29 protein-coding genes and 1 pseudogene are annotated in these 25,809 nt (G+C 39.8%); 11 read left to right on the top strand and 19 right to left on the bottom strand.

Annotated elements, in window-relative coordinates; translation table 11 throughout:
• Window positions 1–127 precede the first annotated feature (127 nt).
• From P7J36_RS09565 to P7J36_RS09525, 9 genes and pseudogenes are all read right to left on the bottom strand, one after another.
• Window positions 128–865 carry a potassium channel family protein gene (locus P7J36_RS09565; protein ID WP_398582896.1) on the bottom strand — a complete coding sequence of 246 codons (738 nt, stop codon included), beginning with the start codon at window positions 863–865 and terminating at the stop codon, window positions 128–130.
• A complete protein-coding gene (locus P7J36_RS09560; RefSeq protein ID WP_408551956.1) occupies window positions 858–1,781 on the bottom strand; it encodes a bifunctional riboflavin kinase/FAD synthetase in 924 nt (307 codons plus the stop codon). The genes P7J36_RS09565 and P7J36_RS09560 overlap by 8 nt, the downstream gene beginning before the upstream one ends.
• Window positions 1,782–1,815: 34 nt before the next feature.
• Window positions 1,816–2,694, bottom strand: a complete 879-nt coding sequence (gene truB, locus P7J36_RS09555; RefSeq protein WP_408551973.1) for a tRNA pseudouridine(55) synthase TruB — start codon at window positions 2,692–2,694, stop codon at window positions 1,816–1,818.
• 49 nt (window positions 2,695–2,743) lie between these two features.
• On the bottom strand, window positions 2,744–3,175 hold the full coding sequence (locus P7J36_RS09550; RefSeq protein WP_408551957.1) for a hypothetical protein: 432 nt from the start codon (window positions 3,173–3,175) through the stop codon (window positions 2,744–2,746).
• Between the two features lie 33 nt (window positions 3,176–3,208).
• Window positions 3,209–3,532, bottom strand: a pseudogene (locus P7J36_RS09545) (PAS domain-containing protein); the annotation flags it as partial.
• A gap of 10 nt (window positions 3,533–3,542) precedes the next feature.
• A complete protein-coding gene (locus P7J36_RS09540) occupies window positions 3,543–6,278 on the bottom strand; it encodes an AAA domain-containing protein (protein ID WP_408562447.1) in 2,736 nt (911 codons plus the stop codon).
• A gap of 22 nt (window positions 6,279–6,300) precedes the next feature.
• A complete protein-coding gene (locus P7J36_RS09535) occupies window positions 6,301–7,560 on the bottom strand; it encodes a DUF2130 domain-containing protein (RefSeq protein ID WP_408551959.1) in 1,260 nt (419 codons plus the stop codon).
• Between the two features lie 6 nt (window positions 7,561–7,566).
• Window positions 7,567–7,824, bottom strand: coding sequence for a hypothetical protein (locus P7J36_RS09530; protein ID WP_002940881.1), 258 nt, complete (start codon window positions 7,822–7,824; stop codon window positions 7,567–7,569).
• 17 nt (window positions 7,825–7,841) lie between these two features.
• Complete coding sequence (locus tag P7J36_RS09525; RefSeq protein ID WP_408551960.1) at window positions 7,842–8,312, bottom strand: SRPBCC family protein; 471 nt, start codon at window positions 8,310–8,312, stop codon at window positions 7,842–7,844.
• A gap of 404 nt (window positions 8,313–8,716) precedes the next feature.
• On the opposite strand from P7J36_RS09525, the gene P7J36_RS09520 reads away from it, so the two are divergent.
• The 3 genes from P7J36_RS09520 (at window position 8,717) to P7J36_RS09510 (ending at window position 11,290) form a co-directional block, all read left to right on the top strand.
• Window positions 8,717–9,532 (top strand): Cof-type HAD-IIB family hydrolase, encoded by an 816-nt coding sequence (locus P7J36_RS09520; RefSeq protein WP_408551961.1) that lies wholly within the window; start codon window positions 8,717–8,719, stop codon window positions 9,530–9,532.
• Between the two features lie 9 nt (window positions 9,533–9,541).
• Window positions 9,542–10,762, top strand: coding sequence for a peptidase T (gene pepT / locus P7J36_RS09515; protein WP_408551962.1), 1,221 nt, complete (start codon window positions 9,542–9,544; stop codon window positions 10,760–10,762).
• Window positions 10,763–10,891: 129 nt separating this feature from the next.
• Window positions 10,892–11,290: a DUF5684 domain-containing protein gene (locus tag P7J36_RS09510; RefSeq protein WP_002940890.1), complete on the top strand. Its 399-nt coding sequence runs from the start codon at window positions 10,892–10,894 to the stop codon at window positions 11,288–11,290.
• Between the two features lie 35 nt (window positions 11,291–11,325).
• Here P7J36_RS09510 and P7J36_RS09505 read toward each other — a convergent pair whose 3' ends face one another.
• Both P7J36_RS09505 and P7J36_RS09500 read right to left on the bottom strand, forming a co-directional pair.
• Window positions 11,326–12,006, bottom strand: a complete 681-nt coding sequence (locus P7J36_RS09505; protein ID WP_408551963.1) for an AEC family transporter — start codon at window positions 12,004–12,006, stop codon at window positions 11,326–11,328.
• Window positions 11,975–12,241, bottom strand: coding sequence for an AEC family transporter (locus tag P7J36_RS09500; protein WP_408551964.1), 267 nt, complete (start codon window positions 12,239–12,241; stop codon window positions 11,975–11,977). Before P7J36_RS09500 ends, P7J36_RS09505 begins: the two co-directional genes overlap by 32 nt.
• 130 nt (window positions 12,242–12,371) lie before the next feature.
• Here P7J36_RS09500 and P7J36_RS09495 point away from each other — a divergent pair, with 130 nt between their 5' ends.
• The 4 genes from P7J36_RS09495 to P7J36_RS09480 are packed head-to-tail and all read left to right on the top strand — an operon-like array spanning window position 12,372 to window position 15,229.
• Window positions 12,372–12,689, top strand: coding sequence for a PadR family transcriptional regulator (locus P7J36_RS09495; protein WP_105109178.1), 318 nt, complete (start codon window positions 12,372–12,374; stop codon window positions 12,687–12,689).
• Window positions 12,686–13,798 (top strand): DUF4097 family beta strand repeat-containing protein, encoded by a 1,113-nt coding sequence (locus tag P7J36_RS09490; protein WP_408551965.1) that lies wholly within the window; start codon window positions 12,686–12,688, stop codon window positions 13,796–13,798. Before P7J36_RS09495 ends, P7J36_RS09490 begins: the two co-directional genes overlap by 4 nt.
• 11 nt (window positions 13,799–13,809) lie before the next feature.
• Window positions 13,810–14,388, top strand: coding sequence for a DUF1700 domain-containing protein (locus P7J36_RS09485; protein WP_408551966.1), 579 nt, complete (start codon window positions 13,810–13,812; stop codon window positions 14,386–14,388).
• A complete protein-coding gene (locus tag P7J36_RS09480; protein WP_408551967.1) occupies window positions 14,375–15,229 on the top strand; it encodes a DUF4097 family beta strand repeat-containing protein in 855 nt (284 codons plus the stop codon). Before P7J36_RS09485 ends, P7J36_RS09480 begins: the two co-directional genes overlap by 14 nt.
• 36 nt (window positions 15,230–15,265) lie before the next feature.
• Here P7J36_RS09480 and P7J36_RS09475 read toward each other — a convergent pair whose 3' ends face one another.
• Window positions 15,266–15,625, bottom strand: coding sequence for a DUF1304 domain-containing protein (locus P7J36_RS09475; RefSeq protein ID WP_002937705.1), 360 nt, complete (start codon window positions 15,623–15,625; stop codon window positions 15,266–15,268).
• A 19-nt stretch (window positions 15,626–15,644) separates the two neighbouring features.
• Window positions 15,645–16,070 (bottom strand): MarR family winged helix-turn-helix transcriptional regulator, encoded by a 426-nt coding sequence (locus P7J36_RS09470; protein ID WP_024406937.1) that lies wholly within the window; start codon window positions 16,068–16,070, stop codon window positions 15,645–15,647.
• Between the two features lie 161 nt (window positions 16,071–16,231).
• On the opposite strand from P7J36_RS09470, the gene P7J36_RS09465 reads away from it, so the two are divergent.
• Genes P7J36_RS09465 through P7J36_RS09455 form a run of 3 tightly spaced genes read left to right on the top strand, consistent with a single transcriptional unit; the run spans window position 16,232 to window position 18,696 of the window.
• The gene (locus P7J36_RS09465) at window positions 16,232–16,990 is read left to right on the top strand and encodes a threonine/serine exporter family protein (RefSeq protein ID WP_408551968.1); all 759 of its coding nucleotides are present in this window, start codon (window positions 16,232–16,234) and stop codon (window positions 16,988–16,990) included.
• Between the two features lie 3 nt (window positions 16,991–16,993).
• The gene (locus P7J36_RS09460) at window positions 16,994–17,446 is read left to right on the top strand and encodes a threonine/serine exporter family protein (RefSeq protein WP_024400719.1); all 453 of its coding nucleotides are present in this window, start codon (window positions 16,994–16,996) and stop codon (window positions 17,444–17,446) included.
• 56 nt (window positions 17,447–17,502) lie between these two features.
• Window positions 17,503–18,696 (top strand): cation diffusion facilitator family transporter, encoded by a 1,194-nt coding sequence (locus P7J36_RS09455; RefSeq protein ID WP_408551969.1) that lies wholly within the window; start codon window positions 17,503–17,505, stop codon window positions 18,694–18,696.
• Between the two features lie 179 nt (window positions 18,697–18,875).
• Here P7J36_RS09455 and P7J36_RS09450 read toward each other — a convergent pair whose 3' ends face one another.
• From P7J36_RS09450 to P7J36_RS09425, 6 genes are all read right to left on the bottom strand, one after another.
• Window positions 18,876–19,718 (bottom strand): amino acid ABC transporter substrate-binding protein, encoded by an 843-nt coding sequence (locus P7J36_RS09450; protein WP_408551970.1) that lies wholly within the window; start codon window positions 19,716–19,718, stop codon window positions 18,876–18,878.
• Window positions 19,719–19,732: 14 nt separating this feature from the next.
• A complete protein-coding gene (locus tag P7J36_RS09445; protein WP_009909533.1) occupies window positions 19,733–20,365 on the bottom strand; it encodes an amino acid ABC transporter ATP-binding protein in 633 nt (210 codons plus the stop codon).
• A gap of 9 nt (window positions 20,366–20,374) precedes the next feature.
• A complete protein-coding gene (locus P7J36_RS09440) occupies window positions 20,375–21,016 on the bottom strand; it encodes an amino acid ABC transporter permease (RefSeq protein WP_002940990.1) in 642 nt (213 codons plus the stop codon).
• Window positions 21,017–21,163: 147 nt separating this feature from the next.
• A complete protein-coding gene (glmS, locus tag P7J36_RS09435) occupies window positions 21,164–22,975 on the bottom strand; it encodes a glutamine--fructose-6-phosphate transaminase (isomerizing) (protein ID WP_044772119.1) in 1,812 nt (603 codons plus the stop codon).
• Between the two features lie 293 nt (window positions 22,976–23,268).
• Window positions 23,269–23,811 (bottom strand): signal peptidase I, encoded by a 543-nt coding sequence (lepB, locus tag P7J36_RS09430; protein ID WP_408551971.1) that lies wholly within the window; start codon window positions 23,809–23,811, stop codon window positions 23,269–23,271.
• A 42-nt stretch (window positions 23,812–23,853) separates the two neighbouring features.
• On the bottom strand, window positions 23,854–24,471 hold the full coding sequence (locus tag P7J36_RS09425) for a GDSL-type esterase/lipase family protein (RefSeq protein ID WP_024387274.1): 618 nt from the start codon (window positions 24,469–24,471) through the stop codon (window positions 23,854–23,856).
• A gap of 84 nt (window positions 24,472–24,555) precedes the next feature.
• Between P7J36_RS09425 and P7J36_RS09420 the strand changes: the two genes are divergently transcribed.
• The gene (locus tag P7J36_RS09420; protein ID WP_408551972.1) at window positions 24,556–25,662 is read left to right on the top strand and encodes an NAD(P)/FAD-dependent oxidoreductase; all 1,107 of its coding nucleotides are present in this window, start codon (window positions 24,556–24,558) and stop codon (window positions 25,660–25,662) included.
• Window positions 25,663–25,809: the final 147 nt, after the last annotated feature.

Below are 25,809 nucleotides of genomic sequence, written 5' to 3'. Positions count from 1 at the left end.
ATTATAACGCTTTGACGTTTCATTGGGGCTCACAAAAGGGAAAAATCGCTACTTACCGTGGCGATTTTTCTTTTTGAAAGTTTGAAAAGCTATGATGGGTAGGGCATAACCAACTACGGGAATGATTCTAATCTCTTCCCTGTAATTTTTCCAAAGATTCTATTTTTTTCTCTAAGCGTAGCAATATTTCGTTTTGTTCATCAATTTTTGCCATCAAGGTATCCAACTTCGTTTCACGCTCTGTTTCAGAGAAAAAACGGGTTATTGTGGAGGTAACCATACCAAAAGTACAAATACCAACCAACATCAGGAGGATGGCTATAATTTTAGAAATCGTATCTTGGGGGACAATATCTCCATACCCTACAGTTGTCATCGTTACAATGGACCACCAAAGTGCATCGAAGAATGATTTCCCTTCAATAACAGACAAGAGTACACTGGCAGTCAGAACAGCTGAAATATTCAACAACAAGACCTTGGATAGACTATTTGTGTGCAGAAGCCTGTTAACTGTGTCCCAAAAACGATTGGACAGGGCAAAAATGCGTGCAACCTTGACCAACCTAAATAGCCGAGCCAAACGCCCCAAACGAAGAAAACTAAAGACAGAATCAAAAGGAATAATAGCAATTAATTCTAGAACATGACTCTGAATGTATTCTACCCTATCTTCCGAATAATAAAGATTGACGAAATAATCGCAAACAAAAATAAACCAAAGTAGCCAGTCTAAAATATTGTAACCACTAGAACTCGCTATACTAGCATCCATCAGCTCAAGGACAATTAAAAAGACGTAAACAATGGCCAGATAGGTCATGCCTTTATCATAGCGAGGATCTTGAATGACTCGTTTAATCATGCTGACCCCAATTCAAGGCAAATTCCTCATCAGATTTCATCTGCTCCATCAAACCTTCAATCCCATCAAATTTGACCATATCTCGAATTTTTTCAAGCCAAAAAATAGTTATTTTTTCTCCGTAGATAAAGCGGTCAAACCCAAAAATATGGGCTTCTATCCGCATCTCAGTTCCATCAAAGGTCACATTTTTCCCAACGCTTGTCATAGCTCGATAGCGTTTTCCATCTACTTCGACATCAGCGACGTAGACTCCCTCAGATGGTAAATGGACACGGTCAAAAGGAGCCAGATTTGCAGTTGGATAACCAATAGTGCGCCCTCTGGCATCTCCATGAACAACAATTCCCTCCGTCATAAATGGATAACCTAAAAGTTGATTAGCTAGAGAGACATCCCCTGACTGGATAGCCTGACGAATGCGAGTTGAAGAAACTTTCTCTCCGCCCAGGCTCACTTCACTTACAATTTCTACCTGACCATCAAATAACTCTGTCAAATCTTTGACATCTGCTCTGCAATTTCCAAAATGATAATCGAAACCTGCAACCAAAATCTGGGCATTGAGACCTTTGATATAGCGATCCAAAAACTGCTGAGGAGTATTATTAGCAAATTCACTAGTAAAATCAGTCAAAATAAGATTATCAACACCATATTTTTTCAATAAGAGGTAGCGTTGCTCTTGACTAGTCAAATGCAGTAAAAGTTCTGGGCTAAAGCGAGAAAAAGCCAACCGAGGTGACTCTGGAAAGGTCAAAACAGTTACTGTCAAACCTTGCTCATCTGCTACTTTTCTTGCTCGATCAAGTAAAGCCTTGTGCCCAAGATGAATCCCATCAAAGTAGCCTAGTACTAAAACCGTTGGCTCCTCTTGATTCAATTCACTATAATCTTTAATTGTTCTAATGTTCATGTTTTCTATTTTATCACAGTTATTGAGAAATTTCTTAGACCAAAACCTTGCTCGGTTTATACAGCTGGTCGCGTTTTTCAAAAATAGCAATCAACTGACCATCATGAAAGCCTGCTAAGCGCTCTGCTTCTGCATTCAATTCTACAAATCGACCAAATGTAGCATCTTGCACCTGCTCTTCTTTCAATTCTACAACAGGTAAATCCCCGATACCACCTTCAATAGGTTGGAGAAATGAAAAATCATTTTCAGCTACCAGCGAAGAAATTTCTTCCAAAGTTAAGGCGTCCGCTAGGTCCATTCCTGCTGAACCAGTTCGTTCCAACTTAGACATGTGACTGGCGTAGCCTAACTTAGCCCCTAAGTCAACAGAAAGAGTACGGACATAGGTGCCTTTACCACAGCGAACTCGGAAGGTGAAACGAGCACAGTCATCTGCCAACTCAATCGGGCTGGTCCGTTCAAAACTGTAAATGTCAATTTGGCGTTGTGGACGCTCGACTTCTTCGCCCGCCCGTGCGTACTCATAGAGTTTGCGGCCGTTTACTTTGACGGCGGAATACATAGGCGGAATCTGGGTAATAGTACCGACAAAGCTAGCCATGGCCTCATCAACTGCCTGCTCTGCTATGTCCAAAACTGGAGTCCGCTCGACGAGGTCCCCCGACGCATCTTCGGTCGTGGTAGAGTAGCCAATGGTAATCTCCCCCTCGTAGATTTTCCCCTCTTCCTGCATGAATTCAATCATGCGAGTAGCCTTGCCGACTGCAATGGGCAGAACGCCTGTCACATCTGGATCTAGCGTCCCACCGTGTCCAATCTTCTTCTCCTGCAAAATCTTGCGGAGCTTGAAAACCACATCGTGCGAGGTCATGCCCGCTTCTTTTTTGACGTTAATAATTCCTGAAATCATGTTCCCATTATAACACAAAGGACCGCTCTTGTGGGCGGTCTGGTAACAATCACTCATCGTAAAAACGATAGCTACCAAAAGTTGTTCCAATCAACTGTTCAATCTCCTTATGAACACGTCTCATGGTTTCAGAAGGAACCGCACCAAAGGGAACAGCTTCGTCAATCCCGACCTCTTCCTCTTCGTCATAGCCGTAAGAGAATGTCAACGGAGCATCATTATATCCTTTATCTCCTAATTTTAGGGTAGGCCACTCCAATAATTTAATTTCTTTCAAAAATTCTCTGAATTTTTTTGCCTTGCTGATACGAATAGGGATATATTCCAGTTCATTTTCAACTTTTCCTTCTTTATCAACATGCTGTATCAAATAGTCGTGTTCATTTAGACTAACTGCTACTTCTACACTTCTTCCCTCAATATAATCTGCTCTAAAGATAATTAAATCTATATTCTCATATATGCGTTCAAATTGTTTCATTTTCTTTCCTTTCACAATTACATACAAGATTTTCTAAATATCCCGATGAAAATCGCTGTCAATTTCAAAAAATGGTTGGATATTTTGGACGTATTCCAAGACGCCTTGAAACTCTCCCTGGTCATCACGCACGGCCTTATAGACCACATAGACAAACTTGCCCATACTCTCGGACTTGAACCACATGGTCACCTGGTCTTTTTGCCCTGTGCGGAGCAATTCAAAAATCTTCTTGACCTTGTCTAAGATTTTGGGTGGATGGCAGAGCTCCACATGCCGTCCTATCTGGCTTGGCGTCCGCTTGAAAATCATGTCTTCTACAGGGTGGCTGTCATTATAATATTGGAAAATGTCGTCATGTTCATTGCTATCTTCCTAGTAATCCATCCAATATTTCAATCAATTTTTCTTTTTCCTGACTCTCATTTGTTTTAAGCCTGATTAGGGGGATGTTGCATTTTTTCAAAATGTTATCCTTCATAATATCACGTTCAAACTGCTTAGAATTACCTTTGTGGAATGCATATCCATCTACTTCTACAGCTAGTACAGGTGCTTTGGTAAGTCTATTGATTATCAAAAAATCAAGGTGCGTATTTCCATGCCTTGCATACTTCGCTTCCACTTCTGTTAGTCGAGTAAAATCCTTCACAAGATTATGCAGTTTATAGTCATGTATAACATCTAGACTATTATATTTTTCATCGCTCATAAATACTTCCTTAATCCGATGATACATTAAATTCTCAGAATCATATCGCGATATCCGTTTTCGTTTTCTAAAATATTCCTCCTTTTCTTGCTCATACTGTTTGTATAAGTAATCGAAGATGGAATATACAGGGCTCTCTCTTACTTCAAAATTATTATATTGTATATATCCCAATAAATCACTAATATTTTTATCTAATGATTGCTCATTCCCAGTCATGACAAGAAATAATTTATTTTTAGCTCTTGATATCGCCACATTTAGTAAGTACGGATCATCCGTAAAACGTGTTATGCTATTATCAACCGTGGAGATGATTATCGTATCTTTTTCTTTTCCCTGAAACTTATGGACTGTATCGCTTTCCAAATCATCAATTTGCTCTTGCAACTTCTCTTTCTGCTTTCGATAAGGCGTGACAACTCCTGTCCGCTCCCGATAGATTTCATAATTTGGAATAACATCTTTCAGAATTATATCAATCTCTCTCTGACTATAGTGATCACGAGCGTGATTTCCCTTAGGTGTTCTAATAGCCTGAAGAACATCTTTTTCCCCTTTATCACCTGTCATAATCACTAAGTCACCATTATAAAACTTTTGATTGCAGAAATTGATAATTTTGGGATGACATCTATAATGCTCTCGTAATAGCGTTTCTGGAATATTCGGAATCACTTTTAGTACCGATTGAAGAAAACTGTTTGTGTATTCATAACCACTATGAACACCATATTTATGGAAAAGCTGAGCACTACTTTCTTTGACATCTTTTGTGACAATATGCGGTAGCTGTTTACTATCTCCAACAACTACAACATTTTTAGCACAGGATAATGCTAGTGCCCCAGTTGTAATATCCACTTGTGAGGCTTCATCTATGATTAAATAATCATAGGTAATATTCTTTCCTAAACTTGTTGTTGATGAAAATGTTGTACTAAGAACAATGGGATATTCTAGAAGAACTCGTCTCGATTGTTTCCGTAAATCTTCCTTTGTAAACTGTACTCTTTTTCTTCCATTCCCATACTTACTAACTAGAAAATTTTTGAAAATCTTTAATGAATCACTGGTAAAATTGTTTAAAACTTCCGTACCATTTAAGTGAACCAATTCTTCTTGAAGAGTTTCTAATTTATTCCTTATTTCTGTTTGTTTATGCTGATAAAATAGGTTCTGAAATTGTATTGTCAAATCAGATAATTCTTGTTTATAAAGTTCCCAGTTTTTAACACCATATAATAAAAAGTTTTTTATCTTAAAAATTAAACCTAACCTTCTATTCTTTTTATAGAATTCCTCAAATTCATTCCAAAGCTTAAATAACTTCTTAGAAGAATACAGTTTTAATTCTATAGGCGATATATTTATGTGCTCAAAAAAATCTTTGAAATGGCGAAATTCCGTTTCTAATTCTGAAAGTTCTTGTCTCAGATTAGCCACTTCTTCCTGAATTTCAAAAATACGAGGAAGCCTACGAATCTTTTCATTTAGTTCCTTATCAAGGCTTTCCATACCATTATCTTTTAATCTCCAAGAAGAAAAATCAGGGTACATACTATACTGATTGAGAATAAAATTATTTTTATTTTTTTCACTTCCAAGATAAGCCACGGGAAAGTCAAGACCATAGTTCTTCAGTTTTTCGTAAATATTATCAATGGCTGCATTATTATTAGAAACAATTAGAACCGTCTTATTCCGTATCACTATATTAGCTATAATATTCAGAATCGTTTGTGTCTTACCAGTTCCAGGAGGTCCTTGAATGACACTAAATTGATTTATTAAGGCATTTTTTGTTGCTTTATATTGACTATTATTGCAACCAAAAGGGAAAATCAGTTCCCCATGAAACGGCAAGTTATTCTTCTTACTGGGACTTAGATAGCTCGCTAAAGCAACTGTTTTGTCTACATAATCCAATTCCTCATACCTTTTTAACAAGATCAATTGATCGGTCTCAGAGTTTCTCAGAGGATTCAGCTTGGATAGTTCCGTCAAATAACTAAAAACATGACGACTATTCGAATGTGTCAACTCATTTTGCCGTATTTCTAGGTCTCTCCCCATATATAATTTTCCAGTGCCATTTTTGTAGCGGATGATATAAGCCCGTGAGTGCGTTCCATTGAATTCAATAATTGACTCAATATTATTTAATAAAACCCCATCTTGCCTTCTATAAACTCCTATCTCTGAAGGATTCAACTGTTTGGAAAACTTCAGCACCTCAACTCTCTGCATATTGTAGCGATAAGGTTGGACATTATTTTTAAAATAAATTTCAAAGTAGAGCTTCCCTTTGTAACGAATCAATTGAAGCGATTCGATATTTTCTGACTTGTCCTCTCCATCAATCAAAATTATTTTTCTATCTTTCACCATATCTCCACTCTCACTTTCAATCTTAATCTTCCTCCTCCCTCAACGCCTCAAACTTAGCTTTCATGGTTGGGTTACTGCGGGTTAGTTTTTTGACGGAGACATCGTCTAGTTTATTATTGGCTAGGCGAAGCTGGTTTTCACTGGTGGTCAGGGCTGCTTTAACTGCTTCCATTCGCTTGATTGCCTTATCAATTTCATCAATAGCCTTTTGGAAATTGTTGCTGGCCGATTGATAGTTTTTTGCAAAAGCATTCTTGAAAATTTCCAAATCTTCTTCAAAATGAGTAATATCGATATTCTGCTCCTTAACCAAGGCTAACTCCTGCTGATATTGCAGACTATTGAGCGCAGCATTTCGTAAAATTCCGATTAATTGGATAAAGAACTGTGGTCGGATAACATACATCTTCTCATATTCATGACTAACATCCACAATCCCTGTGTTGTAATAGTCATTGTCCGCCTCTAGCATGCTGACTAATACAGCATATTCGCATTTTTTCTCCCGACGGTCCTTATCCAACTCCTTAAAGAAATCAGCGTTTTTATGCTTGGTCTTGGTCGTGTCCGCCTCGTTTTTCATTTCGAACATGATGGAGATAAATTCCAAGCCCGACTCGTCAAAATCACGGAAAATGAAATCTCCTTTTGAACCGGACGCTGATACTGCGTTGTCCTTCGCAAATTTGGCACGTGGAAAAGCATAGGAACGAACCTTGTTAAACTCCGCCTCAGCAAACTGCTCCAAGCTCTCACCAATTGCCTTAGTAGACTGCTGGGCCTTGAAATTTTTGTAAAATTCCACCTGCTCATCCGCCGCCTTGAGCCGTACTTCGTACTCCTGACGAGTGGTCGCCAACGCCAACTCCTGCTTCTGTTCCTGCAAAACCAAAGCATTTTGTGCCGCATCCCGCTCTTTTTCCACCTGAGCTACCGCCTGCTGCAACTCCAAGTCCTTGGCAAGACCGATTTGCCCCAACTGAGCCTTAAGCTCTTGGATTTCTTGGTCTTTTTGGGAAATAGCAGAGCTGATTTCCAGTTCCGTCTGACTAGCAAATTTCTCAAGTTTTGCGGTCAGTTCCAGAATCTCCTTATCCTTATCACTCAATCTAGCCTGCAAATCATTTTCAGCCTTCTGGCTTAATAATTCTCGTTCCCGCTCCAATCGTTCATGGATTTCCTTGTCAAACTCCACACCACGCACCTGGGCTAAAAGCTGACTATATTCTGTTTCATTGACCTGAAAGGCCGTCCCACAATGGGGGCAAGTAATTTGATGCATATGCTCTCACTTTCTTCTTTTCAAATAAGATATTAATTTATGTAAAACCGTAGCTACTCCCAGTGCCAATAAAAAATAAAAGAAACGAACCGCATTTCTAGCATCTGGAAGCGATAGAGCCCAAAGGACAAAAATCGTTATGGCAGTCGGCCATCTCCATCCCCAGGTCATCTTCCGTTTGATAAACCATTCCATCCAATCTTCATTAGAATCAAACCGTGTTTCGTAATATTCTTCTTTCAGTTGTTCCCACCACTTTTTCATAACAGCCTCCTTTCAGATCACAGACCTTCTAATTCAAGCTCCAGAAAAGTCCTCCACTTTTCCTGCAAGGGTTGACGTACAGGCAGCTCCTGACCTTCTAAGACTTTTTTGATACATTCATTTTGCACCAACCATCCTGTCATGTCTTTTTGAGCATTCGCAAATTCATTACCAAAATCTTCTGGAATTCGTTCTTCAAAAGTAATCAAGGTCTGATTTTCTAACTGGGACAGTGTAAATGAAACTGTTGCTGAATCCCACCTGTAGGCAATTTTCTCATTTTTTCGATATTCCAGTAAATCCATGGTTTCACAGAAGTCTTCCATTTCAAAAACCAGCGTATTTCCTACAATGTTTAACTGTGGAAACCAGCGGGCAAAACCACTATCTGTCGCCAACAAGTCCCAAGCTTCTGCCAAACTAGCTGGAACAGGGTAGGAAATAGTTAACAGGTACATCTCGGACTCTTTCTGAACACTAATCTTCATACATAACTCCTCTTCTATTCCCCTATTATACCAAAAAATACTGGTCCATAACCGATATTTCCATTGTCTCTATTCTTTAATCATGATCAAGCATGAGTGCTATTCATTCCAGAGGATCGAAAAACGGTATCTTGAAATCTGAATTATTTTTTATAACATCTTTCATAGACAGTCCTTACCTTTGTTTATATGGCTCATACTCCATGTTTTGTATCCCCTAGCAATGTTAGACTTTCCTGCCACATAATGAACATTGTCATTTTTGAAACACTTCTATTTTTTACACTTTCATTTCATCTATCCGCCACCCAATTTATTTTACAATATAGAACAGAGTTTAGTATTTCAATCATTCCTTTCTCATTTTATGCTATACTAGATGTATTGAAAACAAGGAGGTATTTATGATTAAACTAATCGCTCTTGACATGGACGGAACCCTCTTAAACGAGAATAAAGAGTTGATGCAGCCACAAATTGATGCTATTCATCAGGCTGTCGAGGCTGGGGTGACAGTCGTTCTCTGCACAGGACGGCCCTTGGCTGGTGTTAAGCCTTTCGTAGAGCAGCTCGGCTTTGACACCGAGGAAGAATTTATCATTGTCAATAACGGCTGTTCAACCCATTCGACAAAGGATTGGAGCCTGATTGACTGGGAAGAACTATCTATCTCTGATATTGATTATCTTTCCACTTTTATTGAAAATGATGATGTGCAAATTTCTCTCTTTGACGAGGAAGACTACTTCGTTCTTGCAGAAAAAGCCAATGCACGCGTTAATTTAGACGCAGGTTTGGTAGGAATGACTCCTCAACCAATTGATTTAAAAGAAGCTAAGTCAGGTCAGCATCGCTTCTTTGAAGCCATGTTTGTCGGTGAAAAAGAGCATATCGATGCCTTTGAAAATCAACACAATCCTATACTCAGCCAAGGCTATTCCACCGTTCGTTCACAGGACTATCTGTTAGAAATTTTACCAAACGGTGCCAGCAAGGCCTCTGGTTTGAAAAAACTGGCAGACCGCCTCGGTATCCTCCCAGAAGAAATCATGGCTATGGGAGATGCCAACAACGACCTGGAAATGATTGAATTTGCTGGTTTAGGAATTGCCATGGGCAACGCCAATGAGCAGGTCAAGGCTATCGCCCAGGACATCACAGATACCAATGAAAACAACGGCGTTGCCAAAGCCATTGAAAAACATATTTTGAACAAATAAGGAGACACTATGAAATACCCAACACTCTTAGACCGCTTTTTAGTCTATGTCAAAGAAAACACTCGCTCAGATGAAAATTCGACAACTACACCTTCTACCCAAAACCAAGTCGAGTTTGCACAGAATATCCTCTTGCCTGAAATGAAACGCATCGGCTTACAGAATGTCCACTACCTGCCAAACGGCTTTGCTGTGGGAACACTACCTGCCAACGACCCAAGTTTGACGCGTAAGATTGGCTTCATCGCCCACATGGATACGGCGGATTTCAACGCAGAAGGTGTGAATCCTCAGATCATCGAAAACTACGACGGCAACCCAATTGCCTTGGGAACTTCTGGCTACGAATTGCATCCAAAAGACTTCCCACAACTTGCCAACTACCAGGGTCAAACACTGATTACCACAGACGGTACCACCTTGCTAGGCTCTGATGACAAGTCAGGAATTGCAGAAATCATGACTGCCATTGAATTCCTAGTCCAAAACCCTGACATCAAGCACTGCGAAATCCGTGTGGGCTTTGGTCCTGACGAAGAAATCGGTGTTGGTGCAGACAAGTTTGATGTAGAAGACTTTGATGTGGACTTTGCCTACACTATGGACGGTGGACCGCTGGGCGAACTCCAGTACGAAACCTTCTCAGCAGCGGGTGCTAAGATTGACTTCCTTGGACGCAATGTCCACCCAGGATCTGCAAAAGACCAGATGATCAATGCCTTCCAAATGGCTATTGATTTCCACAATGCCCTTCCAGAAGCAGACCGTCCTGAAAAGACTGACGGATATCAAGGTTTCTTCCACTTGATGAACATGGAAGGCAGTGTCGATACTGCTTCTACCACCTACATCATCCGTGACTTTGAAGAAGAGGATTTCCTTGCCCGCAAACAGCTCATGCTGGACATTGCTGAAAAGATGAATGCCAACTTTGACACACCTCGCGTCATCGTCAACCTGCATGACCAGTACTACAATATGAAGAAAATCATCGAAAAAGACATGACCCCAATTAACATTGCTAAGGACGTCATGGAAAATCTTGGTATCAAGCCACTGATCGAGCCTGTTCGCGGAGGAACAGACGGCTCTAAGATTTCCTTCATGGGCATTCCAACGCCAAATATCTTCGCAGGTGGTGAAAACATGCACGGCCGCTTCGAGTTCGTCAGCCTCGAAACCATGGAAAAAGCCGTCGATGTCATCCTTGGAATCGTCGCACACAAGTAATCAATTTTTCAGACTTTCTTAAGAAGGTCTGATTTTTTCTGGAAATCTTTCAAAATTTTTGAAAAACCACTTGTATCATTGAACTAATACTGTTATAATAGAACCATCAAAAAGAAATGGAGTTTTAATATGACAGAAGAAACATTAGCACAGGGAATTCTCATTGGCATTTGGGGTACAACACTACTATTTTCATTTATTTGGTATATTCTTGTTGCTATTTCCAACTACATCCTCTTCAAAAAAGCAGGCTATGCTGGTTGGAAATCATTGATTCCAATCTACAATCTCTATATCCAACAATGCATCGCCTTTGGCTATGAAAAAAGATGGTTCATTCTATTCTTACTGATTCCACTAGCAGGACCATTATATGGTATCTATCTCGTTTACAATTTTGGTCGTAGCTTCGGTTTATCAGCTGTACAAGCTATCTTCTATGTTCTTCTTACACCTATCTTTAACCTCTACATCGCCTTTAATGATGGAAGTCGTTACCAAGGTCCACAAGAATTCTTTATTGATTAATATACAATAAAGCCCCCGCACACGCGGAGGCTTTTTTAAACGAATAGAAAAATAAGAAGAACCATCATGACTAGGCTGACCAAAATAGATAAGGAGTTAACATTGGCAGGTTCAGCTGAGCGACTACCTAGCTTTAATGCATAAATTGGGGACATGACTGAAATCGGAGAAACTAGACAGACCAGCAACATGATTTTCATAGTTTTATCAATAGGTAGAAGAAAATAAATGACTCCTGCTATTAGAATATTCGCACCCAGCCTCAAAGAGAGAAGATAGGCCAATCGACTAATTTCTTTCCAATTCAATTTTAAATCAAGCAAGATTCCCAACATGAGCATGGCTAAAAAAGGATTGGCGTTACTGGCTATCGTCAGCGCAGAGATAAGTTCGCGTGGAAGTTTGATAGAGCAGACTGCTAACGATAGGCTAACTAGATAGACTACTAGTGGAACTGAGCGTGAAAGATTCTTTATAAAAGTTGCAACGGTCATTCTTTCCTGCTCTTCATCCACACCAGCTGCGATACTGTAATTCCCACCTAGAACCATGATTGCATTCCCCGCATCAAATACGATGACGCTTAGGAGACTAGATAGCGGAAAAAAAGCTTGCACAAATGGGAGTGTAAAGGTTCCGATATTATAGCCTGATAACTGCATAAGACCGACGGAAGTCTGTTGACTAGACTTCTTTGCTTCCCAGTATCCCACCATATCCAAAAAAAAGATTACAAAGAATCCCTAATATGAAGGGAACGTATAAATCTATAGATACTTGGGCTGTCGCAGAAGCTACAAGGAGAGAAGCTGGTAGCGTAACATTCATCACTAAGCTAGAAAAGATTCTTGCATCTTCCCTTCGAACAATCCCTTTGACTTTTAATGTATAACCTAAACCGATAACAAAGATAAAACCGAGAGCACGGGCTAATAATTCAAGTTCATTCATGAAACTAGTATAGCATATAGAAAAGAATTTTGATGATATATAAAAATTTTATATAATCGCTTGATTTTACTAAATAATAGGTATATAATTTATATATAAAATAATTACATAAAGATAAAGAGGTGAGTTTATGTACTACCCCGTATCCTCTATCTTGATTGAATTTCTGGTATTAGCCATCGTGGAAAAGCAGGATTCCTACGGCTATGAAATCAGTCAAACCATCAAGATAGTTGCTGATATAAAGGAATCCACGCTCTACCCTATCTTGAAGAAACTGGAAAAGGCGGGCTACGTCACCACCTACACCCAAGAATTTCAAGGGAGAAAGCGAAAATATTATACCATTACTCCTGCTGGACGTGAGCACATCCCCTTCCTGCAGGGTGAATGGAATACCTACAAAGACCATATTGACGGAATTATAGAAGGGAGCCTAAGAAAATGACACGCGCAGATTATTTGAACCAACTGGAACAAGCACTATCTCAACTTCATCCAAGTGCCAGACAGGAAGCTCTGGACTACTTCAATGAATATTTCGATGAAAAAGCGGATGACGCGGCAGCTATTAACGAACTCGGAACAGCTGAAGAAGCTGCAAAGGAAATCATAGCCAACCTGCCTGAAGATGCCCTCATTGCTAAGGAATACCAAGACACTTCACAATCAACTAAAGCATTTGATTTCGATTTTGACTTTGATTTTCAATTTGACTGGGATGGTTTTTTCAACAACTTCAGACACTCAGCCTTTCAAGCTAGAGAAAGGATTGAATTGACGGCGAAGATTGAAGAATTACCTGATTTTGCAAGTTTACAGATTATTCTCGAAGACCAAGCACTTAGTGTGCAAAGCTATGAAGGTGACAAGGTAATATTGCACAATCCTGTTTCAGAAGATGGTAGCTACCAGGCTTTTGACTATCAACTACTCCAAGATAGTTTGTACATATCTAACAAGCCACTCCCTGACCAGCTCTACTTCTCAAACAATCAAACCAGCTCTGCTATTCTCAAAATCCCAAAAAGACTCCTGCCCCTTACTAGTCTCAATCTGAAAACGACAGATAGTAGTCTGACAATAGTGGACATGCAAGTATGCGAACAGCTAGTCATCAATGCAGAAGATAGTAGTATCAGCATGACGAAAGTGAGCTGCCCAAGCTCTGCTCTACGGTTAGAAGACTCTACACTAACTATCTCAGATGGACAGCTGAGCGAGTTAAAATTGGAAGCCAGCGATGCTGTTATCACTCTCTCAAGCATGAGCCTTTCAGATGCAAGGATAACATTAGAAGACTGTGTCTGGAAGTTGAAGGATTTTGTCCTTGAAAAGAGCCTTAACTGCCAGGCTGAAGATTCTGTCTTAACCTATAAACCGAGTACAGACATCAGTTTGGACATCTGGGAGGAAGATTCTAGCCTTAAACTTCCAAAGGATAAGGCGTTTACAATGATGAAAGAGGATGACATCACTCATCTCAGCTATAGGCAAGAAAATAGCCCTGCTCAGCTGGTTATTCATTGTCAAGACTGCCAGCTTACTGTTGGATAAAGGAGGTTCCCATGAAGCGCAAGGAATATTTACAGAAACTCGAAAAATATCTCAAAAACCTACCAAAAGAAGATTTTCAAGATACCTTGGACTATTTCAATGAATATTTTGACGAAAAGGAAAACGACGAGCAAGCTATTCAAGAGCTGGGCAGTCCAAAAGAAGCAGCCCGTGAAATCCTAGCAACACTCTACGAAAAAGAGCGGACGGAAGATAAGCCAAATACCCGCAATATGGTCTGGTTGACCATCCTCGCCATCCTTGCCGCACCAATCGGCATCCCCCTAGCGATCACCCTAGTTGCCCTCTTCATTATCCTACTCCTGCTCATCCTCAGTGCCTTTCTACTCCTTATCTCACTCTGGATTGTCCTCCTCAGTCTAGCAATCGCCCAGCTTCTCCTCGCCTTCGACCTCTTCACGCTCTCATGGTCCTCCTCTCTCCTCTTCACGGGGCTAGCTCTTGTCTGCTTAGCACTCACCCTCTTGGGTAGCAAATTCACTCTAGACCTTGGAAGCAAAACCTTCTTGCTTGTTTTACACTGGATACAAAGAACCATTCGCAAAGGAGATTATCATGAAAGAGCTTAAACCATTTACGAAAATTTGTTTGAGCCTGCTCAGTCTTGGAGCCATTCTAAGCTTTATAGGCTACCTAGCTGGCGGTTGGACAAATATGAAACTTGTCGCAGAAAACTATTTTCAGCCCCAAACAGCCAGTTTTAGTAATATTAAGGCTATAGAAGTGAATGAAAAACTGTCTATCATGCCCTCCCCTGACAACCAATTCCACCTCCATTGCTATCGAAATCAGCATAAAGACATCGACCTCCTCAGTCACCAAGTTCAAGATGGAAAGTTAACCATTTCTAGTACTTCTCGAGGCTTCGTTTCTTATGATGGATTACTCGAACCTATCTTAAATCTTGTCAATGACCAGAATATTGCCTACTACCAACCTGTCTTACAGGTCCCTAAAAATAGCACAATCGAAACACTTTCAGGCAACCTTCAAGGAGATCTATATCTGGATAAAGTAACCATTCAAGATCTTGATCTCACAGTAGAAGATGGGAATATGTTGATTGAAAACAGTCACATCAGCTTTACTCATTTATCACACCTCAATGGAGAAGTAGAAATCAATCATTCCACATTAACAAGTCCGAAAGACATTTCCGATACTGTTGGCAGTAGCCTAAGGATTGAGGATGGGGATTTTAAAGCTGAAAACCTAAAACTAGAAGGAAGACATAACATCAGTAATTACAATGGTTCGATTGACATTTCTCTTCATCCCAAAACAAAAACTGACATCCATATAGATGCCAGTCAAAATAATCTGAGAATTGACCTTCCAACCTATTCCAATCCCCAAGCCGCTAATTACCTCCACATCTCTATACTAGATGGAGAACTGAATATTCAGTAATTGCAAAAAGCCCTCCTCAACGGAAGGCTTTTTAACCTATTTAAACAACAAAATAGAAATTAATGCCAAGATAGCTGGTCCACCTTGGGTTAAGATGATTTTTGGACTAGAAGTCGCTGCTCCGTAGCCTGCTGCTCCAATAACAAACAAGACAAAAATAGTTGTCACTTCAAGGTTGCCTGTGAAAATTCCATAGATAAGGAAGACGGCCAACAAACCATTATAGATTCCCTGGTTTTTAAATAGGGTTGTCACAGACTTACGTTGTAATTCTTCCTTCTCCATATTGAATACGCGACTAGTAGAGTCTGAATGGGTCGCAAAGGTTTCCAAATACATGATATATAGGTGCTCAATAGCTACGATACTAGCTAGAATAGTGGTAAAAATAGACATAATGTCTCCTCTCAAAATATTATATAGGTAGATTTTGCAAGCCAATCAACAGTTTATCAAGAGTGGCTAGGAATTGCTCGCTCTCCTCAACAGTTAGAATCTGATTCATCGAAGCTTTAATAGCTAGGTGGTGAGCAGAAGGACTCGTGACCAGCGCTTCCCTAGCCTGCTCAGTTGGCCAGACAAGTACTTCTCTCTGATTGTCAGGATTTCGCTTGCGAATGATATAGCCGCTCTCTTCCAACAATTTGAGATGACGCGTAACCGCTGCGCGGTCTATCTGAAGCCTCTCCTGCAAAGCCAACTGATGCAGGGGTGCATCTTTTAATAATGCTTGCAATATTGAATAGCGTGTCAAACTGATTCCCAACTGCTTTTCAAAAAGATTGGAAATCGTCTCATCTGCCACTTTCAGTCTGTATAACAAATCTTCCATTTCTTGCATTATCTACCTCTTTTGATTGATTAATCAATCATTGATAAGTCAATTATACTACAATCCGAACAATTTTCAACTATTTTGCCTATCTATTAAAAAAATATGTTGCCTACACCTATATTTTGTTATAATTAAGAAAATAACTAGCAGAGGGATGGGACTTACTTATGGAAAACACTCCTAGACTAAACTTGGTCATAGACGTGCTCATGCTCGCTGGTGCCATTTTGGCACAAAGCGGTGCAGAAATTCACCGAGTTGAAGATACCATGATTCGGATTGCACATTCACAAGGAATTGAACAGGCCAATGTCCTTGCCATCCCTGCTGCTATCTTTTTCTCCATCGACCATACGAATATTTCGCGTATGAAACGCATTGTCAATTCAAATTACGACATGCAGAAAGTTTGTGACGTCAACCAAATCTCCCGTTCCCTAGCCAATAAAGAAATCAGCCTAGAAGAAGCATGGAGCCAATTAAATGCAATCAAACAACAAAAGCCACCTTATAACAATATCCAAATAACCTTGGCTGCCGTAGTAGCCGCACCATTTTTTACCATCATGTTCGGAGGTTCTCTTTTAGATGCAGCAGGTGCTGTCCTCGCAACGGCTTTGGCTTTCCCTATCTCACTGATTGTCGAGCGCTACGTTGGAATTGATTTTGTTACCACCTTCGTTGGCGCCTTTGTCTTCTCACTTACCTCCTACTTATTAAGCGCAACCACTACTCTCCCCATTAATCCCAACTTAATTAACGCAGGGGCAGTCATGCCTTTTGTACCAGGGATTGCTTTTACAAATGCTGTAAGAGACCTTATGACCAATCATATCAATACAGGGATGACCAAATTTTTCCAAACAGCTCTTATTATTTTATCGCTCGGTGCAGGTACAACTGTGGCCTTTATGCTTGTGAGGTAATCTATGACACCAGTTAACTTCTTATTACAGGCACTCGCCTCTTATATCGCTATCGCAGCCTTCTTAATTGTTCTCAATGTTCAAAGAAAAATGCTGGTCCCTGGTGGACTCCTAGGCATGCTAGTCTGGCTCATCTATCTTTCATTATTAGGACCAACTAATGTACTGATTGCAACCTTCCTTGCAGCAATTATCGGATCTTGCATTAGTCAAATCATGAGTATTTTGCTTAAAACACCATCTGTTATTTTTTCACTTGCTATCCTAGCACCGCTTGTTCCAGGCTATCGAGCCTACATGACCACGACTTATTTCGTTTCTGGTGACCACGCTCAAGCCCTAACCAATATCACTACCGTCTTAACTTTAGCCTTAGTCATTCCCATCGGTATGGCCAGCGGAACAATATTATTACGCCTTTATAAGGTTCTTCGAACAGGCAAAAAAACAGCCTAACCCCTTGAAAATAAGGGGCCTTTTTGTTAAAATGAAAACTTATCAAAGGAGATGCTATGAACCAAAACGTAACCAATTTAAAACTTGCTGAACGTGGTGCCTTGCTATCTATCGGTGCCTATATTATCTTATCAGGTATCAAACTCGTTGCAGGACAGCTCTTTCATTCAGATGCCTTACGAGCAGATGCCTTCAATAATATTTCTGATATTATCGGTAATATCGCTGTACTTATTGGACTAAAAATGGCACAGAAACCAGCTGATACCGATCATAAATTTGGACACTGGAAAATGGAAGATTTAGCAAGCTTGATTACATCCTTCATCATGTTTGTCGTTGGTTTCCAAGTACTCTATGATACCCTCCAAAAACTAATCAGCAATTCTTCTATCAAAGTAGACATTATGGGGGCCATTGTCGGAATTTTTTCTGCACTAGTTATGTTAGCTGTTTATTTATATAATAACCGCTTGGCAAAAAAAGTACGTTCCAAGGCCTTAGAAGCAGCTGCCAAGGATAATCTATCCGATGCAGTCACTTCCATAGGAACTTCTATCGCAATCTTTGCTGCAGCTTTCAACTTCCCTATTGTCGATAAAATTGCAGCCATCATCATTACCTTCTTTATCCTAAAAACAGCCTACGATATTTTTATGGAAAGTTTCTTTACCCTGTCTGATGGATTTGATGAAAATTTATTGAAAAAGTACGAGGAAGATATTCTCAAACTCCCAAAAATCGTTTCTGTCAAATCACAACGTGGTCGGACTTATGGAGCCAATATCTACCTTGATGTTGTTTTAGAAATGAATCCAGACTTATCCGTTTATGAAAGTCATGAAGTGACTGAGCAGGTTGAGCAACTCCTAACACTCAAACATGGAGTTTTTGATGTGGATATTCACGTAGAACCATCTGAAATTCCACACGATGAGATGTATGAGCATGTGTACGATAAACTCTTCCGTTTTGAAACAGAGATACAAGCGCATGCTAATGGATATGAAGAATTGATTGACGACCAGTATCGCTTAATTGATGCCAAAGGCCGCTATCAAAATAAAACTCAGATGCTTGCCGACCACCCCATTCAAACGACGTATTTATCCAATTACCAAATGACCTCCATTAGCCAAAAATCAAAATTGGTTACGTTTGAAATTGGTGATTATGTTCATACGTCACTTTGGCGCCGTCATGAAAATTGGACTGTTATTTTCCACCAGATCTCAAAAAAACAAGCCTAGTCGAATGACTGGCTTTTCCTTTACCTTAAATTTTGGTTTTATACTCAATGAAAATCAAAAGTAGCCTAGGAAACGAAGCCAAAGATAGAACTGGAGTTCATCAAGGCAAGATGACAACGGATAATTTTGATTTTCGAAGAGTATTAAAAAAAGAGCGCATGGCTCTTTTTCTTATATTATTAGTTTTTTACTGCATCAGTTGCAACATCCTCACCAAACCATTTTTGGGAGATTTCTTGGAATTTACCTTCTTTATATAATTCAGCAAATGCCTTATTAATGTTTTCTACGAGTGTAGTATCTGATTTACGAGCACCGACTGCGAAGGCTTCATTTTCAAAACCTGCATCAATGATGTTGTAATCTGCGATAATTCCCTCTTGTTGCAAGTAATAATTTGCATACACACGGTCAATCAAGAGGCCATCAATACGATCGTTTTTCAAGTCAATCAAGGCTTCATTGAAGGTCGCATACTGACTTGCATCGTTATTTTGAACAATATCTTTCAAAATAGCTGGTTGTGATTCAAATACTGAATAGCCAGATGAACCTGCTTGCGCACCCAAAATCTTATCCTTCATATCAGATACTTGGCTAATATTGGAAGATTTTTTAGTTACAAGAACTTGTTGGTTATCCATGTAGGGATTTGTGAAGAGAACTTTTTCCTTACGCTCATCTGTAATAGAATAACCATTCCAAATTAAATCAATATTCCCGTTATTCAATTCGGTTTCTTTCAAGTCCCAGTCAATTGGTTGCCATTTTACAGTAATTCCATACTTTTCAAAGACTGCATTAGCCAAGTCAATATCGAAACCTGTGTAAGAACCATCTGTCTGTTCAAATCCCATTGGAACAAAGGTCTTATCAAAGCCAATCGTAACGGATTTTTCAGACTCGTAGGCTGTCCAATTATCAGACTTAGTAGCCGAATCATTGGAGCCACAAGCAGCAAGAGTTAAAGAAGTTACAAGAGCAAGAGCTCCAAGTATCATTTTTTTAATATTCATCATCATATTTGTTCCTTTTCTTAGTGTTTCGGTTCAATTTTGATGATTTCATCTGCGATATTCTCAGCAAACTGCATATCATGGGTGACCACAATTTGCGTGATTCCAGTAGCCCTATTTTCAAGAATCAGTTTCTCAACTTCTTTTCTTAATTCAGGGTCTAGGGCCGAAGTTGGTTCATCATAGCCGATAATCTCAGGATCAATCATCATCGCACGCGCCAAAGCCACACGTTGTTTCTGTCCGCCCGATAATGAAAACGGGTAGGCAGTTGCGTGGTTAGCAAGTCCAAGAGTATCCAAGAGTTTAAGGGCCTTGTCTTCCGCCTCTGAACGCGACATATTTTGCGTTTTCATAGGAGAGAGAACCAAGTTTTCCAATACGGATAGGTGCGGGAAAAGCTGGAAGTCCTGGAAGACAAAGCCCAGCAAATGTCGTTTTCCCAACTCCTCTAATGGCAGTTCTTGACCATTATACATCAAAGTTCCTGAATCAATAGTCTCTAAACCAGCCAACATCCGTAAAAGAGTTGTCTTACCACCGCCAGATTGACCAACGATGGCAACAATTTTCCCTTCTGGAATGACCAAATCATAGTTGGAGAAAATCTGTTTATCTTCAAAGCGTTTTGACAAATTGCGTAACTCTAACATGACTTCCACCTATCTATAATAATCAAATTTCTTTTCTACTTGTTTCGAAATCAGTGTTACCGCACCGATCATCAATAGGTAGATTGCACCTGCGATAAACATAGGCGCCAAGCTGGCATCACGATTGGCAGCAGTACGACTAGCCAACAACAAATCGCTAACCCCAAGTGCATAGACCAAAGAAGTATCCTTTACCAAAGTCATGACTTCATTGAAAACACTTGGCAGGACAATTTTCACGACCTGTGGTAAAACAATATAGCGAATGGTCTGAACAGGGGTAAATTTCAATACCTTAGCCGCTTCATACTGACCTTTTGGAATAGCTTCAATACCACCACGGAAAATTTCAGAGAAATAGGCCGCATAGTTGAGCGTAAAGGCCAGAATCACAGCAGGCATTCGGTCAAATGTAATACCCACACTTGGTAAAACGTAATAAACAAAAATTAATTGTAAAAGCAAGGGGGTTCCTCGCATAATTAATACATAGAAATGCAATAACCATTGTAAGGGTTTAAATTTAATCTGCATTAAAAAAGCGAAAACAGCTCCTAATGGCAAGGATAATATCAATACTAGAAAAAATACTTGCAAGGAGACTGCAGCACCATTTAGTAGACTGGGCAGAACTTCCAAAACATAATCCATAGAATTCTCCTAAAAGAGTGATTAGGTAATAGTATATCAGAAAACTTTATCTATTTCAAAGGATTTTTCAGAATTTTTATAAAATTTAATGCAATTTCCGTATATTTTTCTGAAAAAACGGATTTGGCTACCCAAATCCGTTCATATTTATTCAACTGTTACAGATTTCGCCAAGTTACGAGGCTTATCAACATCCAAACCACGTTGCAAGGTTGCATAGTAAGCGATCAACTGTGTCGGAACCACCATAGCAATCGCTGACAAGAATGGATGAACAGTTGTAACAGTGATGTCATCTTCTTCCTTAGCTACTGCTTCATCTACAATTGTCAAGACATTAGCACCACGCGCCACAACTTCTTGAATATTGCCTCGAGTATGACTAGCTAGGTGTGGATGATTTGAAATCAAGGCCAAAACTGGAACACCATCTTCAATCAATGAAATAGTACCGTGTTTCAATTCACCTGCCGCAAATCCTTCACATTGGATGTATGAAATTTCTTTCAATTTCAAGCTGGCTTCCATAGAAACGTAGTAGTCACTACCACGACCGATATAGAATGCGTTGCGAGTGGTTGATAAGAGTTTTTCAACTTTTTCAGCAATCACATCTTTTTCTGACAAGCTGGCCTCGATAGATTGAGCTACGATGGACAATTCATGCACCAAGTCAAATTCTTTCGCGTAGGCATTGCCATTTGCATCACCGACAGCCTTAGCCAAGATTGCCAAAGTCGCAATCTGTGCAGTGTAGGCTTTTGTAGAAGCTACCGCAATTTCTGGTCCTGCATGGAGCAACATGGTGTAAGTTGCCTCACGTGATAGGGTAGAACCAGGAACGTTGGTTACGGTCAAACTTGGAATGCCCATTTCATTAGCTTTAACCAATACCTGACGGCTATCAGCAGTTTCACCTGACTGGCTAATCATGACAAAGAGTGGCTTTTTGCTCAAAAGTGGCATATTGTAGCCCCACTCAGATGAAATTCCCAACTCTACTGGTGTATCTGTCAATTTTTCCAAGAAGTCTTTTGCGGCAAATCCTGCGTGATAGGAAGTTCCAGCAGCCAAGATATAGATACGGTCAGCTTCTTGTACTGCCTTAATAATATCCGCATCAACTGTTACCTGACCAGCTTCATTTGTATAGGCGCTAATCAATTTACGCATAACAGTTGGTTGCTCATCAATTTCCTTGAGCATGTAGTATGGATAAGTTCCCTTACCAATATCTGACAAGTCAAGTTCTGCTGTATAGCTACCACGTTCAATCGCATTGCCATCATAATCCATGACTTCAACACTATCTTTTTTAACGATAACCAATTCCTTATCGTGAATTTCCATGTACTCACTTGTCTCACGAATCATAGCCATGGCATCTGAGCAGACCATGTTGTAGCCATCACCCAAACCAATCAAAAGTGGAGATTTATTTTTGGCAACGTAAATAGTATCTGCATCCCTAGCATCAATCAAGGCAAAGGCGTATGAACCTTGAATAATCTTCAATGCTTTTTTGAAGGCTTCTAGAGTTGACAAACCTTCTTCTGCAAATTGACCAATCAAGTGTACAGCAATCTCTGTATCTGTCTGACCTTTCAAGTCATGACCTGCAAGATACTCTTCCTTGATTTCTGCATAGTTTTCAATCACACCGTTGTGAACAAGGACATGTCCAGCAGTTTGAGAAGTGTGAGGGTGAGCGTTGTTCTCAGTTGGTTTCCCGTGAGTTGCCCAACGAGTATGACCAATCCCTGTTGTTCCTTCGGTCTTATCGCCAACTTTTGCAGACAATTCTGCAATGCGACCAACAGCTTTCACAAGATGAGCTTGCTCACCACCCGTCACAAAAATACCTGCTGAATCATAACCACGGTATTCTAATTTTTCAAGTCCTTGAATCAAAATATCAGTTGCGTTTGTATTTCCTACAACACCAACGATTCCACACATACAGTTCACCTACGATGTTTGATAACATCGGCTTTCATTTCTTTAAAAATTGGTCTAGTCTAATTTATATCTAAAAAGACCAGTGAAATCAGTATATAACAAGATTTCATCCTTGTCAACATTTTAATTGGTCTAGTCTAATTTCAAAATACCGATCTAGTCATCACATACTCAATGAAAATCAAAAGTAGCCTAGGAAACGAAGCCGAAGATAGAACTGGAGTTCATCAAGGCAAGTTGACAACGGATAATTTTGATTTTCGAAGAGTATCAACACAATAAAAAAGCTGATTCTACTGAACCAGCCCTGTCTTAATAAAACCAAATTCTGAAAGTGGACTAATCCGAAAAGTCAGTCTACCAACAATATCCTCACTAGAAATCAAACCAAAACTACGACTATCCTGTTGATTCGTTCGTACATCATTCAACACCAAATAGTGCCCCTCTGGAATGACGTTGTACTTTCCATTTGTCAAGGTTTCCAATGTAAAGTCATCTGTATAACTTTCTTGTGAATGAGGCGTTTTTAAATAGTTCTCTGTAACAATAATATCATTACGATAGAGAACATCGTCCATATAGGTAACCGTCTCGTTTTCCAATGCAATCACACGACTCACATACTTTTTTCCCTCATGGTTATACAAAATAAAATCTCCATGAATCGGGCGGACATTTCGCACCGTCATGATAAAGTCGTTTTCCTTCAAATAACTATTTGCCATCTCAGGGGTAATCGTGACTGGCTCAAGTAACCAAAATCGTAGGCCAATGATTCCAAAAATCAATAAGACCAATAAACTGATTTGTTTTATTAAATCTCTTTTTACCATAATCTCTCCATTTCACTAGTATTATACCACAATTTAGAGCTATTAGTGTCTGAGATGCTGGTAAATCTCTTCAGCAATAACTTGATTTCCTAGCGGTGTCAAATGAAGACCGTCGCTATAGTATTCAAGATGTCCCTCCGTCACAGTGTAAAGGTTAATAACTGGTAAACCAAGTTCATTTCCGATAGCTGGGATAATCTTTTGTAATTCATCTTCAATAATTTGATTATTCAATCCAAAACGACTGGTTGGTACGTAAGGCGGGATGACTAAATAAACATCCGGCTGGCTTGGTAAAACCATATACTGCTCTGCCATTTCCCTATACTCTCGAATAAACCTCTCCCTATTCCAATATGGTCCTCGGCTATCGTTACTACCAATCATGATGATGACAATATCTGCTTCACTCTCAAGTGAAAGTTGGGCATTCTTCTCTTTAAAGTAAGGAAAATCTGCAGTTGACTGAAGTGAACGCCCACTCAATCCGTAATTTGAAACTTGATAGTGATGCCCAAGTTTCTCAGCTAGAATACAAGGATAGGCATCTTTTTCACGATTCTCCAAGCCATATCCATAAGTCAAACTATCTCCGACTGTTGCAACTTTTACGGCCCCACTTCCAACGGTTAGGACCTCAGGATACATTATATCTGACACACGAACTCCTCAATTTTTCTTATTTTCTATTGTATCATGTTGAAAAAAATAAATAAACTTCTGAATTTGTGATATAATTAACTTATGAAAAAACAAGTTATTATAGGCGGAGGAATTGTTGGCTCTACTGCAGCCTTTTATCTCTCCCAAGAAGAACACGTCAATCTTACTCTCATTGATTCAGGTATTGGAACAGCCACACGAGCTGCCGCAGGTATCATCTGCCCATGGATGGCTCAGAAAAAAAATAAAGACTGGTACAAGCTGACTTCCGATGGTGCTGTTTTCTACCGTCAATTGGTAGCCGATTTGGAAAAATCAGGTGCTACTGAAATTCCATTCAAACAGACTGGAACCATCGGCCTAAAAAGTAAGCCTGAACTACTTGATAAAATCCAAAAAATTGCCGAGGAACGTCGCGTAGATACTCCGACTATTGGCGAAATTACTCCGCTTGTAGGCTCGGAAATTAACCACTACTTGCCACTACTTAAACCAGACTATTTTGGTATCCATTTAGAAGGTGGCGGTCGTATTGATGGTGGGCGTTTGATTGATATTCTTCAGGAACAATTTTTGAAAAATGGTGGTACACGTATCTACGGACAAGCAAAACTGCTCGACAACCATACTGTCGAAGTAGATAATCAAGTGCTTACTGCTGACCATATTATCTTAGCCACAGGGGCCTGGTTGCCACATATTCTTGAACCTCTTGGTTATCAAGTGGATGTTCGACCACAAAAAGGACAATTGTTAGAATTAGATACAGAATTCGATACTGATAATTGGCCAGTTTGTATGCCTTACGGAGAGATTGACATCCTACCATTTGAAAATGGAAAAATCATTATTGGTGCAACTCATGAAGATGATATGGGCTATGATTTAGAACTAGACCCTGAAAAAATCCAAGCCATGCATGATAAAATAGCTGAATTCATGCCTGATTTGGCAAACTATCCTGTAGCCAGAACTCGTATTGGAACGCGCGCCTATACTTCAACGTATTCTCCATTCTACGGAAATATTGAGGATATGCCTAATGTCTGGGTAGCTAGTGGTCTAGGATCTACCGGCCTGACAAATGGCCCAATTATCGGTTGGCAAATTGCTAAAGAAATTCTCAATCAAGAAACAAACTTTGACCGTACACCATATTCTCCAAATAGATATATTCTCAAAAAATAAGATACGATACGTTTAGATTCTGCTAACCCTTTAAATGTAGATACTAAGACTAGTTGTTATCCAATCAATAAGTCATAACCACCCGTGAAAACGGGTGGCTTGTACACCGGCTATAAGCCGTTTCTCTCCAGCGACGTCTAAAGACGT

The sequence above is a fragment of the Streptococcus suis genome (assembly GCF_046032115.1).
Lineage (GTDB): Bacteria > Bacillota > Bacilli > Lactobacillales > Streptococcaceae > Streptococcus > Streptococcus suis_AJ.
The sequence above is the reverse complement of the archived record's forward strand: the minus strand, read 5'-3'. Positions and strand labels throughout refer to the sequence as shown.

What these genes read in the sequence shown, in the direction of transcription:
- P7J36_RS09565 (WP_398582896.1), bottom strand. Translation starts at nt 865, where the DNA reads ATGATTAAACGAGTCATTCAAGATCCTCGCTATGATAAAGGCATGACC.
- P7J36_RS09560 (WP_408551956.1), bottom strand. Translation starts at nt 1,781, where the DNA reads ATGAACATTAGAACAATTAAAGATTATAGTGAATTGAATCAAGAGGAG.
- truB (WP_408551973.1), bottom strand. Translation starts at nt 2,694, where the DNA reads ATGATTTCAGGAATTATTAACGTCAAAAAAGAAGCGGGCATGACCTCG.
- P7J36_RS09550 (WP_408551957.1), bottom strand. Translation starts at nt 3,175, where the DNA reads ATGAAACAATTTGAACGCATATATGAGAATATAGATTTAATTATCTTT.
- P7J36_RS09540 (WP_408562447.1), bottom strand. Translation starts at nt 6,278, where the DNA reads ATGGTGAAAGATAGAAAAATAATTTTGATTGATGGAGAGGACAAGTCA.
- P7J36_RS09535 (WP_408551959.1), bottom strand. Translation starts at nt 7,560, where the DNA reads ATGCATCAAATTACTTGCCCCCATTGTGGGACGGCCTTTCAGGTCAAT.
- P7J36_RS09530 (WP_002940881.1), bottom strand. Translation starts at nt 7,824, where the DNA reads ATGAAAAAGTGGTGGGAACAACTGAAAGAAGAATATTACGAAACACGG.
- P7J36_RS09525 (WP_408551960.1), bottom strand. Translation starts at nt 8,312, where the DNA reads ATGAAGATTAGTGTTCAGAAAGAGTCCGAGATGTACCTGTTAACTATT.
- P7J36_RS09520 (WP_408551961.1), top strand. Translation starts at nt 8,717, where the DNA reads ATGATTAAACTAATCGCTCTTGACATGGACGGAACCCTCTTAAACGAG.
- pepT (WP_408551962.1), top strand. Translation starts at nt 9,542, where the DNA reads ATGAAATACCCAACACTCTTAGACCGCTTTTTAGTCTATGTCAAAGAA.
- P7J36_RS09510 (WP_002940890.1), top strand. Translation starts at nt 10,892, where the DNA reads ATGACAGAAGAAACATTAGCACAGGGAATTCTCATTGGCATTTGGGGT.
- P7J36_RS09505 (WP_408551963.1), bottom strand. Translation starts at nt 12,006, where the DNA reads ATGGTGGGATACTGGGAAGCAAAGAAGTCTAGTCAACAGACTTCCGTC.
- P7J36_RS09500 (WP_408551964.1), bottom strand. Translation starts at nt 12,241, where the DNA reads ATGAATGAACTTGAATTATTAGCCCGTGCTCTCGGTTTTATCTTTGTT.
- P7J36_RS09495 (WP_105109178.1), top strand. Translation starts at nt 12,372, where the DNA reads ATGTACTACCCCGTATCCTCTATCTTGATTGAATTTCTGGTATTAGCC.
- P7J36_RS09490 (WP_408551965.1), top strand. Translation starts at nt 12,686, where the DNA reads ATGACACGCGCAGATTATTTGAACCAACTGGAACAAGCACTATCTCAA.
- P7J36_RS09485 (WP_408551966.1), top strand. Translation starts at nt 13,810, where the DNA reads ATGAAGCGCAAGGAATATTTACAGAAACTCGAAAAATATCTCAAAAAC.
- P7J36_RS09480 (WP_408551967.1), top strand. Translation starts at nt 14,375, where the DNA reads ATGAAAGAGCTTAAACCATTTACGAAAATTTGTTTGAGCCTGCTCAGT.
- P7J36_RS09475 (WP_002937705.1), bottom strand. Translation starts at nt 15,625, where the DNA reads ATGTCTATTTTTACCACTATTCTAGCTAGTATCGTAGCTATTGAGCAC.
- P7J36_RS09470 (WP_024406937.1), bottom strand. Translation starts at nt 16,070, where the DNA reads ATGCAAGAAATGGAAGATTTGTTATACAGACTGAAAGTGGCAGATGAG.
- P7J36_RS09465 (WP_408551968.1), top strand. Translation starts at nt 16,232, where the DNA reads ATGGAAAACACTCCTAGACTAAACTTGGTCATAGACGTGCTCATGCTC.
- P7J36_RS09460 (WP_024400719.1), top strand. Translation starts at nt 16,994, where the DNA reads ATGACACCAGTTAACTTCTTATTACAGGCACTCGCCTCTTATATCGCT.
- P7J36_RS09455 (WP_408551969.1), top strand. Translation starts at nt 17,503, where the DNA reads ATGAACCAAAACGTAACCAATTTAAAACTTGCTGAACGTGGTGCCTTG.
- P7J36_RS09450 (WP_408551970.1), bottom strand. Translation starts at nt 19,718, where the DNA reads ATGATGATGAATATTAAAAAAATGATACTTGGAGCTCTTGCTCTTGTA.
- P7J36_RS09445 (WP_009909533.1), bottom strand. Translation starts at nt 20,365, where the DNA reads ATGTTAGAGTTACGCAATTTGTCAAAACGCTTTGAAGATAAACAGATT.
- P7J36_RS09440 (WP_002940990.1), bottom strand. Translation starts at nt 21,016, where the DNA reads ATGGATTATGTTTTGGAAGTTCTGCCCAGTCTACTAAATGGTGCTGCA.
- glmS (WP_044772119.1), bottom strand. Translation starts at nt 22,975, where the DNA reads ATGTGTGGAATCGTTGGTGTTGTAGGAAATACAAACGCAACTGATATT.
- lepB (WP_408551971.1), bottom strand. Translation starts at nt 23,811, where the DNA reads ATGGTAAAAAGAGATTTAATAAAACAAATCAGTTTATTGGTCTTATTG.
- P7J36_RS09420 (WP_408551972.1), top strand. Translation starts at nt 24,556, where the DNA reads ATGAAAAAACAAGTTATTATAGGCGGAGGAATTGTTGGCTCTACTGCA.